The sequence below is a fragment of the Kitasatospora sp. RG8 genome, from assembly GCF_017813315.1.
GTDB lineage: Bacteria > Actinomycetota > Actinomycetes > Streptomycetales > Streptomycetaceae > Kitasatospora.
The window spans coordinates 381,066-394,202 of sequence record NZ_JAGIYX010000002.1 but is presented as its reverse complement, the minus strand read 5'-3'; the positions used below and the strand labels follow the sequence as shown (position 1 = coordinate 394,202).

The window sequence follows — 13,137 nt, the reverse complement described above, 5'->3', positions numbered from 1 at the left end:
GAGGCAATCCAGGAAAGCGGCAGCGGGCGATGACGGCGGGCGTGGACATCCAGCAGGGCAACGGCACCGAGGGGATCGAGGAGGAGATCGACTACGGTCCCGGCCTCGACCCGGAGCGGCTGCGGCTCTGCCTCGACGTGCTCGCCGAGCTGGACGGGCTGCACGTCGACCACCCGGACGCGATCACCGTCCGCCAGGCGGTCGGCGGCATATTCCGCACGCTCAAGCAGCGTCGCCGCCAGGAGACCCGGGCCCGGAAGACCGCCAACGACCGTGCCGTCACCGCCCGTACCGCCACCGGTGCGCCGACCCGGATCGACGACGAGACGGCCGGCGCCTTCGGCCTGACCACGGTCACGACCACCGAGATCGCCGGCATCCTGGAGCGCCCCCGCTCCTGCTACACGTGCAAGCAGCGGTACGTCGAGGTGGACGCCTTCTACCACAACCTCTGCCAGACCTGCGCCGTGAAGAACCGCGCCCGCCGCGACGCCCGCGCCGACCTCACCGGCAAGCGCGCGCTGCTCACCGGCGGCCGGGCCAAGATCGGCATGTACATCGCGCTGATGCTGCTGCGCGACGGCGCCCACACCACCATCACCACCCGCTTCCCGAACGACGCGATCCGCCGCTTCACCGCGATGCCGGACAGCGCCGACTGGATCCACCGCCTCAAGATCATCGGGATCGACCTGCGCGACCCCGCCCAGGTGATGGCGCTGGCCGACGAGGTCGCCGCGGACGGCCCGCTGGACATCCTGATCAACAACGCCGCGCAGACCGTGCGCCGCCCGCCGGAGTCCTACCGCGAGCTGGTCAACGCCGAGAACGCGCCGCTGCCGGCCGGCGAGCTGCCGCAGTCCACCACCATCGGCCGTTTCGGAAGCGGCAGCGTCGACCTGCCGGCCCTGCCCGCGCAGGCGAGCGGCGACGAGGAGCGGCTGTCCGCCGAGGACGTCACCTCGCTCGCCCTGGTCACCGGCTCCGCGACGCCCGCCCGGATCGAGGCCGGCACCGCGATCGACGCCGGCGGCCTGGTGCCCGACCTCGCGCCCACCAACAGCTGGGTGCAGACCGTCAACGAGGTCGGCCCGGTGGAGCTGCTGGAGGTCCAGCTCTGCAACTCCACCGCGCCGTTCATCCTGATCAGCCGGCTCCGCCCGGCGATGGCCGCCTCGGCGTCCCGCCGCAAGTACGTGGTCAACGTCTCCGCGATGGAGGGCGTGTTCCAGCGCGGCTACAAGGGCGCCGGACACCCGCACACCAACATGGCCAAGGCCGCGCTGAACATGCTCACCCGCACCAGCGCGCAGGAGATGTTCGAGTCCGACGGCATCCTGATGACCGCCGTCGACACCGGCTGGATCACCGACGAGCGTCCGCACCCGGACAAGATGCGCCTCGCCGACGAGGGCTTCCACGCCCCGCTCGACCTGGTCGACGGCGCGGCCCGGGTGTACGACCCGATCGTCCGCGGCGAGCAGGGCGAGGACCTCTACGGCTGCTTCCTCAAGGACTTCGACCGCTCCGCCTGGTAACCCGCACGAGGTAACCCGTACAGGGAGGAACCGAGTTGACCACCGCACCGCTGCTCGGCGCCGGCGTCATCGTCCCCACCGGGGACGGCCGGGTGCTGCTCGGCCGCCGGATCACCGCCGGCGAGCCGCCGACCTGGAGCCTGCCGGGCGGCAAGGTGGACGACCCGGGCGAGTCCTTCGAACAGGCCGCCGCCCGGGAGCTGGCCGAGGAGACCGGCATCGTGCTGCCGGCCGAGCGGATGCGCGTCCTGGCCGTGCTGCTCGACCACGAGCTGGGCCGCCCCCGGCTGACCGCGGCCGTGCTCGCCCCGCCGAGCCTGGCCGCGGCCGAGGTCACCGAGCCGCACGCGTGCGCAGGCTGGGAGCGTTTCCCGCTCGACGCACTGCCCGGGCCGATGTTCTACCCGTCCGCGCTCGTGCTCGGCAGCTGGCTGCCGGACGCCCCCTCGGTGCTCCGGCCCGGAACGCACGCCTACCCCGTCACCGGCGGGAGCCGGGTGACGGGGTAGGGCGCGGAGCCGGCCGGCCATCCGGGGCGGGGCCGCCTCCGAAGCAGGTCAGCCGTCGCGGGCGGGTCAGCCGACGCGGGCGGGGCCGCAGTTGCGGGCGGGTCAGCCGTTGCGGGCCGCCTCCGGGCCGGTGATCCGCTTCAGCAACGGGAGTGTGGAGGCGATGATCCCGAGCGAGGTCGCCAGGCCGAGCGCCACCAGAACGAAGTACACCGCGCCCGGCGACACCAGGTCGTAGTTCATCTGCGACTTGAGGAACATCGCGGAGGCCGCGAAGCCCGTCCCGGTCGCGATCGCCGCCACCACCAGCAGCGGCAGCCCGCTCTCCAGCCCGATCACCCGTTGCAGCAGCCGCAGCGGCGCTCCGGTGAGCCGCAGCATCGCGAATGGCCGCTTGCGGTCGGTCAGGCCCGCCACCACGCTCACCGCGAGGCTGCAGCCGGCGATCGGCAGGGTGGTCAGCAGGACCACGTTGGCCAGCTGCCGCCAGCCCGCGAGCTGCCTCTGCTGGGCGGAACCCCAGTCGCCCACGGTCCGGGACGCGTACGCCGGATGGGCCTTGGTCAGGAGCGTCCGGGTCTGCTCCATGGCGGCGGCGGAGCCGTCGGTGGTCACGTAGATGTTGCGCACCGGCAGCCCGGCCACCTCCTCGGCGGAGACCGGGGCGGCCGGCCACTCGGCCTTGGCGTTGGAGCGCAGGTCCAGGAAGGCCCACTGCGGGACGCCGGCAACGCTCGCGCCGGCCGGGCAGTGGCCCACGACCGGGACCTGGGCGAGGTCGGAGCAGAGCACCAGGCTCGGCGAGAACCAGGGGCGCTCACCCGGCATCCTGCCGAGCCCCTGCGGGTTGTCGTGGCCCAGGGAGAGGCCGCGGAAGCCGGGCACCGCCCGGAGGTCCGCCAGCAGCTTCGCCGACACGGCGTCCGTCATCGGCGGATCCTCCATCCGGCCGCTCTGCCCGACCGCGACCCGGGTCTGCGGGTCGCCGCTGAGCGTGCCCCGGCTGTCGTTGATGGTGCCGATGATGCAGACGGTCGCGGTGGTGACGAACAGGGCGAGGACCAGGCCCGCGACCGACCGGAAGCCCGCCTTCGGGTCGTCCGCGAGCCGCCGGACGGCGATCAGCGTGGCCGGGCGGCTGGTGCGCAGCGCGACGGCGCGGGCGGCCACCATGGTGATCCAGGGTCCGGCGATCACCAGGCCGAGCATGATCGTCAGAAAGCCGGTCAGATAGGCCGCGGTCTGCCCGTTGGTGGTGTCCGGGCGCCGGTTGACGAAGTAACCGAGCTCGGCCAGGCCGGCCAGCAGCGGGACCACCCGCCAGTGACCGGGCGGCTTCGGGGTGACCCGGCGGGTGACGCCCAGCGGGGAGATGGTGACCCGCCGCAGTGCCAGCCGGGCCGCGACCGCCGCCGCCGCGGGAACACCCAGCGCCGTGGCCGCCATCTGGAGCGGAGTGAGCGTCAGGTCAGCGGCGAAGAACCGGTTCCCGGTGAACGGGATGGTCGCCACCAGCGGGCGCAGCAGCAGGAAGAGGCCGAAGCCGACGACCGTGCCGGCCACCGCGGCCACGGTGGACTCCACCGCCGAGATCACCGAAACCTGCCGCGGGGTGGCACCGACCAGCCGCATCGCGGCGTAGCGCTGCTCACGGGTGGCGGCGGAGAGCCGGGTCGCCGTGCCGATGAAGATGACCACCGGGAAGATCAGCGCGCCGGCCACGACGGAGAGGATCAGCGTCATGGCGTCGCCGCGCGTGCCCAGCCCCGGGCAGTCGTTGTCGCAGGAGGGCGGGAGAGCGGTGGCGATGGTGGTGACCTTGCTCGCCCCGGGCATGTGCTCGATCTCCCCCGGGGTCCGGCCCTCGACCAGGAAGAGCGAGTCCGGGGAGGGCAGCGCCTCGGCGCCGAGAACTCCGGCCATCCGGCCGGGGAAACGGTCGCCCAGTTCGACGGCCGGGGTCTTGCGCAGCAGTTCGGCCAACGCGGGCGAGGCGTAGTACTCGCCGGGTGCGGGCAGCTTGGTGAGGCCCGGCGGGACGGGCGCGGTCGGCCCGGTGGCGGCGACGTCGAGCTGGAAGATCTCCTTGCCGTCGAAGAAGTCGCTGTGGTCCCACCACCAGAGCGGGTCCACCGGCGCCGTCTCGGTGCGGCTCGCCGCGCCGGAGTTGGTCCACAGGACCCGTTCGTTGGCCTTGCCGACGGCGTTGATGCTCGCCAGCGTGGAGAGCAGCAGGCCGACGCCGATCGCCACGGCGGCGGCGATGATGACCAGCCGGGCAACGGCCTCCCGGCCTCCGCTGACGGCCAGTCGGAGCGAGAAGGCGATCACGAGGCGATCCGTTCCGCCGCGCGGCCCGCCGCCGGGCCTGCCGGGAGCGAGGTGGCCCTGCCGTCCCGGACGATCGCCTCGCGGTCGGCGTAGGCGGCGACCCGCGGCTCGTGGGTGACCAGGATGACGGTGGTGCCCTGCTCGCGCGCGGCGCCCACCATCAGTTCCATCACCTGCTCGCCGGTGAGCGAGTCCAGCGCGCCCGTCGGCTCGTCGGCGAACAGCACCTGCGGCCGGGCCACCAGACCGCGGGCCAGCGCGACGCGCTGCGCCTGACCGCCCGACAGCTCGCCGGACCGGCGCCGCTCCATGCCGTCCAGGCCGAGCCGGGCGAACCAGGGCCGGGCCTCGGCCAGGGCGGCGGCCCGCTTGGTGCCGCTCAGCAGCAGCGGCAGGGCGACGTTCTCCTCGGCCGTCAGCTCCGGGACGAGCTGCCCGAACTGGAAGACGAAGCCGAACCTGTCGCGGCGCAGGGCGCTGCGCTGGGCCTCGCCCATGGTGTCGATCCGCTGACCGTTGAAGTGGACCTCGCCCGAGTCGGGGGTGAGGATGCCGGCCAGGCAGTGCAGCAGGGTGGACTTGCCGGAGCCGCTGGGGCCCATGATGGCGAGCACCTCGCCGGCGTTCACGGACAGGCTCGCGCCGCGCAGCGCGGGGGTCTCGCCGAAGGCGAGGGTGATGTCCTGGGCCTCGATCAGCAGGGTCATGACCGCACCGCCTCGGCGAGCGCGTCCAGGCGGGCGGTGGTCAGGTCGATCCAGCGCAAGTCGGCCTCCAGGTGGAAGAGCCCGTGGTCGGCGAGCAGGGCGTCGACCAGCGCGCCGTTGCGGCGCAGGTCGGTCAGCTCGCGCATCCGGTGCATGTGGGCGGCGCGCTGGGTGTCGAGGTAGACCTCGGCGTCGCGGCCGAGCATCAGGGCCAGCACGACCTTGGTGAAGAGCACCGTCTGCAGGTTGGGTTCGGGCGAGACGGGCTCGGTGAGCCAGTGCTCGAACTCCGTCACGCCGGCCTCGGTGATCACGTAGCGCTTGCGCTCGGGCCCGTCGCCGGGCTCGGCCTCGCCGGCCACGACCTTGCCGTCCCGCGCCAGCCGGCCGAGCGTGGCGTAGACCTGGCCGTACGGCAGGGGCTTGCCCCGCCCGAAGAAGGCGTCGTAGTCGCGCTTGAGGTCGTAGCCATGGCTCGGCTCTCGCTCCAGCAGCCCGAGAAGGGTCAAAGGAACACTCATGAGATGACCATACATCAGGCGTATACTCCGAGTGTATAGCTGGCGAGAATACGTCTCTGACCTGCGGATCTGGTGAGCGGCGCAGTCGCAACTGCGCCCGGGCGGGGCGGGAGCGGCGCCGGGGACGGCGTGCCGAACGCCTGCGGGAACGAGCCGGGGACGGCGTGCGGAACGCCTGCGGGAACGAGCCGGGGACGGCGTGCGGAACGCCTGCGGGAACGAGCCGCGGACAGCGCCGGGAAGGCCTGCGGGCGAGTACCGGGAACGGCGTGCGGAGAGGCACCCGGAAGGGGCGTTCGGAGGAGACGTCCGGGCAGGCGTGAGCGGGAGGCGGCCCCACACCGCCCCCCGCTCCACACCACGGCCCGGCAAGCCCCCACAGCAGGCCGAACCCGTCACGTCCCGGCCATGCGGGGACGTGGCTCCTCCAGCCTGCCTCGCCCGGGCCTCCCCCGCCGAGGGTCGAACGTCCCGGTTCGCCCGAAACTCCCCGGTGGTGCGGGCGCGCACGGCTCTTGTGCACGGACGGGGGGACGGAGTGAGATGGGAACCCGGCAGTACGGGCACCGCGGCGGGGAACCCGGCCGGGCGCCACCGCACCGTCGCCCCGCGAACCCGGCGAACCCCGAGGAGCCCGCATCGTGTCCAGCACACCCCGCCGGCCCCGGCCCGCGTCGCTGCCGCGGCGGGCCGGCCGAAAGCTGCGGCGGGTCTTCGGCGCGCACGACGACGCGTCGGCGCGGACACTCGTCCGCCCGCTGGACCGGTCCCGCAGCCGCGCCCGGACCGCCACGGTGCTGGGCGTTCTCCTCACCCTCGCGGCCGCCGTCACCGCTGCGCTGCTCGGCTACCGTGCCACCGCGCGCGACGCCGCCGCCGACCGCGCCCGCCTCCACCCGGTCGTCGCCGTCGTACGGAGCGTCGACCACCCCACCGCCACCACCAGCGGCCGGCGCACCGGCGGTTACCGGAACCAGCTGCCCGCCGAAGCCTCCTGGACCGCCCCCGACGGACAGCCGCGCACCGGCACGATCGAGGTCCGCCACACCACCGTCGCCGGCTCCGCCGTCACCCTCTGGGTCGACCGGGCCGGCACCCCCGCCACTCCCCCCACGACCAGGAGCAGCCTCGTCATCGACGCGGTCTGCGCCGGCCTCGCCGGGTTCCTGACCGTCACGACCGTGCTGGTCGGTGCCCTCGCGCTGCGCCTGCGCGTCCTCAACCGGCGGGCCGACCTGGCCTGGGAGGAATCCTGGGCCCGGCACGAGCCCCGGTGGAGCGGCCGCACCACCAGCAGCCCCGGCGGGCCCCAGGACGACTGACGGAGACCACTGTGCACATCGCCTTCACCACCGACCGGCTCACCGCCCGGCTCTGGGAGCCGCACGACGAGAGCGCGTCTACGACATCTACTCCCGCTGGGAGGTGGCGCGCTGGCTCGGCGCCGAGCCGAGGGCGCTGGCCTCGCCCGACGAGGCCCCGGCCCTGATCGAGCGGTTCCGGCAGCGATCCGCCGACCCCCGGTACGGCATCTGGGCGCTCGAACGGCGGGACACCGGAACCGTCGTCGGTTCCGTCCTGCTGGTACCGCTGCCCGACGGCGACGGGGAGGTCGAGGTCGGCTGGCACCTCCACCCCGACTCCTGGGGCCAGGGCTTCGCCACCGAGGCGGCCCGCGCCGCCCTCGCCAAGGGGTTCGCCGAAGGCCTCACCCGCATCCACGCCGTCGTCCGCCCCGGCAACGCCCCCTCGGCGGCCGTCTGCCGGCGCCTCGGGATGACACCGGTCGGGCGGACGACCCGGTGGTACGGGGTGGAGGCGGACGCCTTCCTCGCCGTCCCGGAGGCCGCCGGGGCGACGGAGACGCGCCGCCTCGCGCTCCAGCTGCCCGCCGAACTCGTCGACTGGGTGCGCGCGTTCGCGGAGATCTCGCACCGGACGGTCGAGGACGTGGTCGGCCCGCTGATCGCGGCCGAGCGGGCACGGGTCGACGCCGGCTGGACGACTCCGCCGAAGCGGGCCACCGACGCGCCCTGAAGCCCGCGGCGGCCGCGCGTGTACCGCCCCTCCCCCGTTTCCGGTGCCTGGTCCCCTGCCCCCGGCCCCGTCCCCCGAGCGCACGGTGACCTTCGGTCAGGACCCGCCCTCCGGAGCCGTCCAGGCGGGGGCGGGCCCTCCTGGGCCGTCCTGGCCGGAGTGGGGGCGGGACGCGCGGTCGGTGAGGATCGCGACGGCGGCGAGGAGGGCGAGGGCGAGGCCCAGTGCGGCCGGGACGTCGGCGTGGAGGACGAGCACGGCCCCCAGCAGGGCTCCGCCGAACATCCAGACGGCGGAGGCCAGTCGACGGGTGCCGGAGCGGTCGGCGGCGAGGGCGGTGATGGTCATGGTGAGGACGGTGGTGGTGAGGTCCGGCACCCTGAGGTGGCGGACGACGGCGTTCTGCAGGCCCATCGCGAAGCCGAGCAGGCCGATCAACGGGTAGCGGACCGGGTCGGCGGTGTAGCCGGCCAGCGCGGCGAGGGCGGTGCCGCCGGCCACCAGCGCGGCCTGCACGACCGTGGAGACGACCAGCAGCAGCCCCCGGTGGCCCGGCAGGAGTTCGCAGAGCCGGCCACCGGCGAGCGCGCCGAGGAGGAAGGCCGCCAGCGCGGCGAGCGAGGCCGTCGCGGAGAGGCCGGGCGCGCCCGCTAGCGCGAAGCCGAGGAAGACGACGTTCCCGGTCATGTTGGCGACGAAGACGTGGCCGAGCGCGAGGTAGCTGACCGCGTCGACCAGCCCGGTGACGACGGTGAGCACCAGCAGCATCGTGACCAGCGGGCCGTGGCGGGGGTCGGTCTTCAAGCCTGTCTCCTCCGGTCGTGCGGCGTCCGGTCGGGTGGCGATCGGTGGGGTCCGATGGGATCCCATGGGGTCCGGTGGGGTCCGGTGGGGTCCGGTGGTCGTTCCGTCCGTTCTACGCCCGCCCGGGCGCCCGGTCACGCCGAACCCCCGGTTGGCGCGGAACCCGACCGCCGCGCCTCCGGAAACGCCGGCGCCCCCGTCCCGGAGCGTGTCCGGGACGGGGGCAGGGCGATGAGTCGATGAGGGGGAGGAGGGGTGAGGCGGCGTGAGGCGGGGCGGGGGCGCCGGGCGCCGGGCTGGGTCGGGGCGGGGTCCAGCGCTTTGCAAAGTGCGCTTTGCAAAGCCCGCGGCGGTTCGGCGGTTCGGCGGTTCGGTGCTCCGATGGCGAGATGGCGTCGGGACGGCGGACGACAGTGGCACGACACGGCACGACACGGCACGACGCACCTTCCCCGCGGCGGGCCGCAGGCGAACCGTCAGATCGCGAGTGCCGGGCGGTGGTGGTCGAGCCAGAGCGCGAGGTCGACGACCCGCTCCAGACGGAGCCGGTGGCCCCACTCCAGCTCGCCGGCCGGGGTGCCGAGCCCCGCCTTGAGGACCGTCTCGTCGGCGATGTCACGGACGTGCGGCACATCGAGCGCCTCACGGGCGAGCCGCTGGAGGCCGCTGTTGTAGTCGGCGTGATGGGTGGTCGGGTAGTGGTTCTTCGGCCGCCAGAGCACCGAGTCGGGCGCGATGCCCTGGCCGGTGGAGCGGAGCAGGCTCTTCTCCCGCCCGTCGTGGCTCTTCATCGCCCAGGGGATGTTGAAGGCGTACTCGACCAGCCGGTGGTCGCAGTAGGGGACGCGGACCTCCAGGCCCTGGGCCATCGAGAGGCGGTCCTTGCGGTGCAGCAGCTGGCGCAGCCAGCGGGTGAGCGAGAGGTGCTGCATCTCCCGCTGCCGGTGCTCGGCGGGGCTCTCGTCGTCCAGGTGCGGGACGGCGGCGAGCGCGCCGCGGTAGGTGTCGTCGCGGAACTCGCCGATGCGCAGGTGGGCGGCGAGGTCCGGGTTGATCGGCATGGCCGCCTCGTCGCCGGTGACGAGCAGCCAGGGGAACGTCCGTGCGGCGAGCGCCGCGGGCTTGTGGAACCACGGGTAGCCGCCGAACACCTCGTCCGCGGCCTCGCCGGAGAGGGCGACCGTGGAGTGCCGGCGGATCTCGCCGAACAGCAGGTAGAGCGAGGTGTCCATGTCTCCGACGCCGATCGGCGAGTCACGGGAGACGACGACGGCCCGGCGGTGGTCCAGGTCGAGCAGGGCCTTCGGGTCGAGGACGACGGTGGAGTGGTCGCTGCCGATGAAGGCGCCGGCCTCCGCGGCGTACGGGGTGTCGTGGCCGGTGCGCAGCACGTCGCCGGTGAACTGCTCGGCCTGGTCGCTGTAGTCGACGGCGTACGAGCGCAGCCTGGCCTGCGGGCCCTCGGTCAGCCGGAGTTCGTCGGCGACCAGTGCGGTGACGACGGTGGAGTCCAGGCCGCCGGAGAGCAGGCTGCAGAGCGGGACGTCGGCCTCCAGCTGGGCGCGGGCGGCACGGTTGACCAGCGAGCGGACCCGCTCGGTGGTAGTTGCGAGGTCGTCGGTGTGCGGGCGGGCCTCCAGCTCCCAGTAGCGGCGCTCGCGGACGCCGTCCCGGTCGAGGACGAGCAGACCCCCGGGGTGGACCTCACGGACGCCGGCCCAGACGGTGGGGCCGGTGTTGAAGAGCAGGCTGTAGGCCTCGCGCAGGCCGTCGGCGTCGACGGTCGGGGTGATCTCCGGGTGCGCGAAGAGCGCCTTGGGCTCGGAGCCGAAGGCGAGGCCGCCGTCGACGGCGGCCCAGAACAGCGGCTTGACGCCGAGCCGGTCGCGGACCAGCAGCAGCCGCTCCGCCCGCTCGTCCCAGATGGCGAAGGCGTACATGCCCTCCAGGTGGTCGACGAGCGCGTCACCCCACTGCAGGTAGGCGCGGAGCACCACCTCGGTGTCGCTGCGGGTCTCGAACCGGTGTCCCCTGGACTGGAGTTCGGCGCGCAGCCGGTGGTGGTTGTAGACCTCGCCGCTGTAGGTCAGCACGACGCCCGGACGGTCGCGGCGGTCGGCCATCGGCTGCGCGCCGCCCTCGATGTCGATCACGGCGAGGCGGCGGTGGCCGAGCGCGGCGTGGGCGCCGAGCCAGACTCCGCCCGCGTCGGGCCCGCGCAGGGCCATGGTGGCGGTCATCGCCTCGATGACGGGGGCGCTGTGGCGGACGTCCTGGTGGAAGGACGCCCAGCCGGTGATTCCGCACATGCGCGTGCACTCCTTGGGGCGGGCAGACTCGGACCGGGTGGGCGGGCAGGGCGGTCCGCCCCCGACTCCCGGCCCGGCACGGCCGCCCGTCGGCGCCCGGTCCACCAGTCGTGCGGCGCGGGCCCGGGGTTCCCTCGATCCGGACACGTTTCCGGCCACCCGGCGGCGGGGCCGGACGCGAACCCGGGTGTGACAGTCGAGGTTCAGACCGTGCCGCCGAGATTGATCTCGGTCGGGTTGGCCCACTTCGCGGGCACGTCGAGCCGGGCGGAGTACGGCGCCGGCGCGCAGTTTCGCGCAGGTCCGGGATGCGGTTGCGCAGGGCGCCCGGGGAGACACCGCAGCTCGGCGATCAAGGCGATCGGGCGACCCTCCGGGAGGGATCTTCAGAGAGCGAAGGCTTCTTGACGACCCAAGGGCTTGGGCGGTGCGCCCGGTGAGTGCAGACCTCACGTGCCGGACAGCCGATTCCGGAAGCCCGAGAAGAACCCCCTTGACCAATGGTCAAGAAACGTTGACCATTGGGGGCATGCCTACCGACGATCTTCCCGAGGCGCTCCACGTCTCCACTGACGAGCAGCTACGCGCCGTCTCCAACCTCACGCGCCACCGGATCATGGCCGTGCTCCGCTTCGAGCCCGCGACGATCACGCAGATCGCCGAACGTGTGGGCCTTGCGAAGGGGAGTTCCAGCTACCACGTACGACTGCTCGAACGGGCCGGCCTGGTGAAGGTGGTGCGGACGCGCAAGGTCCGGGGGGTCACCGAGCGGTACTACGCCATGGCCGCGCGGTCGATCGTGCTGCCGGAACGTGGCGAGGGAGGCCCGGATGTGCTGATGCGGCATGCGGTGGCGGACCTGGAGGCAGCGCCGGTGGATGGCGAGCGGCACGTGCGAATGGCGCATCTGCGGCTCACCGAAGAACAGTTCGCGGAGCTGGGGGCGCGGCTGCAGGCACTGGCGGACGAGTACCGGGAGCTGTCCGATCCGTCGCTGCCGGACGCGTCGCTCGTCTTCGCACTGTTCCACCCGGCGCAGCGCGAGCAGGCCGAAGGGGGCGCCAAGTGAGGTCGGACGTTCAGAAGTTGCCGACCGGGTTCGGGCGGCTGTGGACCGCGCAGACGGTGTCCTCGCTCGGTGACGGGGCGATGCACGCCGCGCTGCCGCTGCTCGCATTGACGTTGACGCGGGATCCGATGGTGCTCGCCGTCGTCACGACCGCCGGAACGCTGCCGTGGCTGCTCTTCGGGGTGCTCGGCGGCGCACTGGTGGACCGCTGGGACCGTCGGCGCACGATGTGGGTCACGGACGCGGCGCGTGCGGTGCTGCTCGCGATACCGGCGGCAGCGGCCGCGCTCGACGTACTGAGCATTCCACTGCTCGCGGCCGTCGCCTTCCTGCTCGGCCTCGGCGGACTCTTCTTCGACACGGCCGCGACGGCCTATCTGCCGGATCTGCTCGGCCGCGACCCCGCGCTCCTGGAGCGCGCCAACTCCCGCCTGCGCGGCGCCCAGACCGCCGCGTCGGGCTTCGCGGGGCCGCCTGCGGGCAGTGCCCTGCTCGCGCTCGGGCGGGCGGTTCCGCTGCTCGCCGACGCGGTGTCGTTCGCGCTCTCCGCACTGCTCGTACGGTCGCTGCCTGCCACGCCCCCGCCCGCGCCGCAGGCCCGTGAGTCGCTGCTGCGGCAGGCGCGGGCCGGCGCCGCGTACGTCTTCCGGGACCAGTTGCTGCTCGGGCTCGCGCTGCGCCCGGCGGTCGGGAACATCGCCTTCCTCGCCGTGGAGACCGTACTCGCCCTCTTCGCGCACGACCGTCTCGGCATCGGCACCTTCGGCTTCGGCCTGCTCCTTACGGCGGAGGCCACCGGCGGTCTTCTCGGCGCGGGCATCGCCTCCTTCCTCGGCCGACGGCTCGGCACCGGCGCCGCGCTCACCTGCACGGCCGCAGCCGAGGGCCTCGCCATCCTGGGCCTCGCCGCCGCCCCGAACCCGTACGTCGCCGGCCTCGCGCTCGCCGTCTGCGGAGCGGGCATGGGCGCCACGATGGTGCTCGGCCCCTCCCTCCGGCAGACGATCGTCCCTGCCCACCTGATGGGCCGGGTCGCCTCCACCTCCCGCATGCTCGCCATGTGCGGCGCCCCGTTCGGCGCCTTCCTCGGCGGCTGGCTGGCCACCGTCTACGACGTGCGCGCCCCGCTCTACACCGCCGCCGGCCTCCTCCTCACCATGACCGCCGTCACGTCGACCATGACCACCAACCGCCGGGTCGAGGCGGCGCTGCGTGCCGCCGCCCCGGCCGGTGATCCGGCCCAGTCGAAATCCCGTGATCTCGTTCACGAGGGCGCCGTTTAGGGCTCCGCGAGGTCCTTGAGCCGGCTGCC

At 73.8% G+C, this 13,137-nt stretch carries 11 protein-coding genes; 6 read left to right on the top strand and 5 right to left on the bottom strand.

Annotated elements, in window-relative coordinates:
* Positions 1 to 29 precede the first annotated feature (29 nt).
* Both J5Y04_RS04585 and J5Y04_RS04580 read left to right on the top strand, forming a co-directional pair.
* Positions 30 to 1,538, top strand: a complete 1,509-nt coding sequence (locus tag J5Y04_RS04585) for an SDR family NAD(P)-dependent oxidoreductase (protein WP_209410463.1) — start codon at positions 30 to 32, stop codon at positions 1,536 to 1,538.
* Between the two features lie 35 nt (positions 1,539 to 1,573).
* Entirely contained in the window at positions 1,574 to 2,047 is a 474-nt protein-coding gene (locus J5Y04_RS04580) for an NUDIX hydrolase (protein ID WP_209410462.1), read from the top strand.
* A gap of 102 nt (positions 2,048 to 2,149) precedes the next feature.
* Here J5Y04_RS04580 and J5Y04_RS04575 read toward each other — a convergent pair whose 3' ends face one another.
* From J5Y04_RS04575 to J5Y04_RS04565, 3 genes are read right to left on the bottom strand one after another with little or no spacing between them, the layout of a single operon-like run.
* Positions 2,150 to 4,378 (bottom strand): FtsX-like permease family protein, encoded by a 2,229-nt coding sequence (locus J5Y04_RS04575; RefSeq protein WP_209410461.1) that lies wholly within the window; start codon positions 4,376 to 4,378, stop codon positions 2,150 to 2,152.
* Positions 4,375 to 5,085, bottom strand: a complete 711-nt coding sequence (locus J5Y04_RS04570) for an ABC transporter ATP-binding protein (RefSeq protein WP_209410460.1) — start codon at positions 5,083 to 5,085, stop codon at positions 4,375 to 4,377. Before J5Y04_RS04570 ends, J5Y04_RS04575 begins: the two co-directional genes overlap by 4 nt.
* Positions 5,082 to 5,606 (bottom strand): PadR family transcriptional regulator, encoded by a 525-nt coding sequence (locus J5Y04_RS04565; protein WP_209410459.1) that lies wholly within the window; start codon positions 5,604 to 5,606, stop codon positions 5,082 to 5,084. Before J5Y04_RS04565 ends, J5Y04_RS04570 begins: the two co-directional genes overlap by 4 nt.
* Positions 5,607 to 6,247: 641 nt before the next feature.
* Here J5Y04_RS04565 and J5Y04_RS04560 point away from each other — a divergent pair.
* Together J5Y04_RS04560 and J5Y04_RS04555 are read left to right on the top strand one after the other, a co-directional pair.
* The gene (locus J5Y04_RS04560; RefSeq protein WP_209410458.1) at positions 6,248 to 6,928 is read left to right on the top strand and encodes a hypothetical protein; all 681 of its coding nucleotides are present in this window, start codon (positions 6,248 to 6,250) and stop codon (positions 6,926 to 6,928) included.
* Between the two features lie 103 nt (positions 6,929 to 7,031).
* The gene (locus tag J5Y04_RS04555) at positions 7,032 to 7,643 is read left to right on the top strand and encodes a GNAT family N-acetyltransferase (RefSeq protein WP_209410457.1); all 612 of its coding nucleotides are present in this window, start codon (positions 7,032 to 7,034) and stop codon (positions 7,641 to 7,643) included.
* A 96-nt stretch (positions 7,644 to 7,739) separates the two neighbouring features.
* On the opposite strand, the gene J5Y04_RS04550 is transcribed toward J5Y04_RS04555, so the two are convergent.
* Positions 7,740 to 8,411: a YoaK family protein gene (locus J5Y04_RS04550; RefSeq protein ID WP_245204325.1), complete on the bottom strand. Its 672-nt coding sequence runs from the start codon at positions 8,409 to 8,411 to the stop codon at positions 7,740 to 7,742.
* 512 nt (positions 8,412 to 8,923) lie between these two features.
* Positions 8,924 to 10,756, bottom strand: coding sequence for an asparagine synthase (glutamine-hydrolyzing) (gene asnB, locus J5Y04_RS04545; protein WP_209410455.1), 1,833 nt, complete (start codon positions 10,754 to 10,756; stop codon positions 8,924 to 8,926).
* A 529-nt stretch (positions 10,757 to 11,285) separates the two neighbouring features.
* Between asnB and J5Y04_RS04540 the strand changes: the two genes are divergently transcribed.
* Entirely contained in the window at positions 11,286 to 11,825 is a 540-nt protein-coding gene (locus tag J5Y04_RS04540; RefSeq protein WP_209410454.1) for a transcriptional regulator, read from the top strand.
* Complete coding sequence (locus J5Y04_RS04535) at positions 11,822 to 13,108, top strand: MFS transporter (protein ID WP_209410453.1); 1,287 nt, start codon at positions 11,822 to 11,824, stop codon at positions 13,106 to 13,108. The genes J5Y04_RS04540 and J5Y04_RS04535 overlap by 4 nt, the downstream gene beginning before the upstream one ends.
* The last annotated feature ends 29 nt before the right edge of the window (positions 13,109 to 13,137 follow it).

Excerpts from the sequence above, each read along its gene's own strand:
- asnB (WP_209410455.1), bottom strand. The coding sequence starts at position 10,756 with ATGTGCGGAATCACCGGCTGGGCGTCCTTCCACCAGGACGTCCGCCAC.
- J5Y04_RS04565 (WP_209410459.1), bottom strand. The coding sequence starts at position 5,606 with ATGAGTGTTCCTTTGACCCTTCTCGGGCTGCTGGAGCGAGAGCCGAGC.
- J5Y04_RS04540 (WP_209410454.1), top strand. The coding sequence starts at position 11,286 with ATGCCTACCGACGATCTTCCCGAGGCGCTCCACGTCTCCACTGACGAG.
- J5Y04_RS04550 (WP_245204325.1), bottom strand. The coding sequence starts at position 8,411 with ATGCTGCTGGTGCTCACCGTCGTCACCGGGCTGGTCGACGCGGTCAGC.
- J5Y04_RS04570 (WP_209410460.1), bottom strand. The coding sequence starts at position 5,085 with ATGACCCTGCTGATCGAGGCCCAGGACATCACCCTCGCCTTCGGCGAG.
- J5Y04_RS04585 (WP_209410463.1), top strand. The coding sequence starts at position 30 with ATGACGGCGGGCGTGGACATCCAGCAGGGCAACGGCACCGAGGGGATC.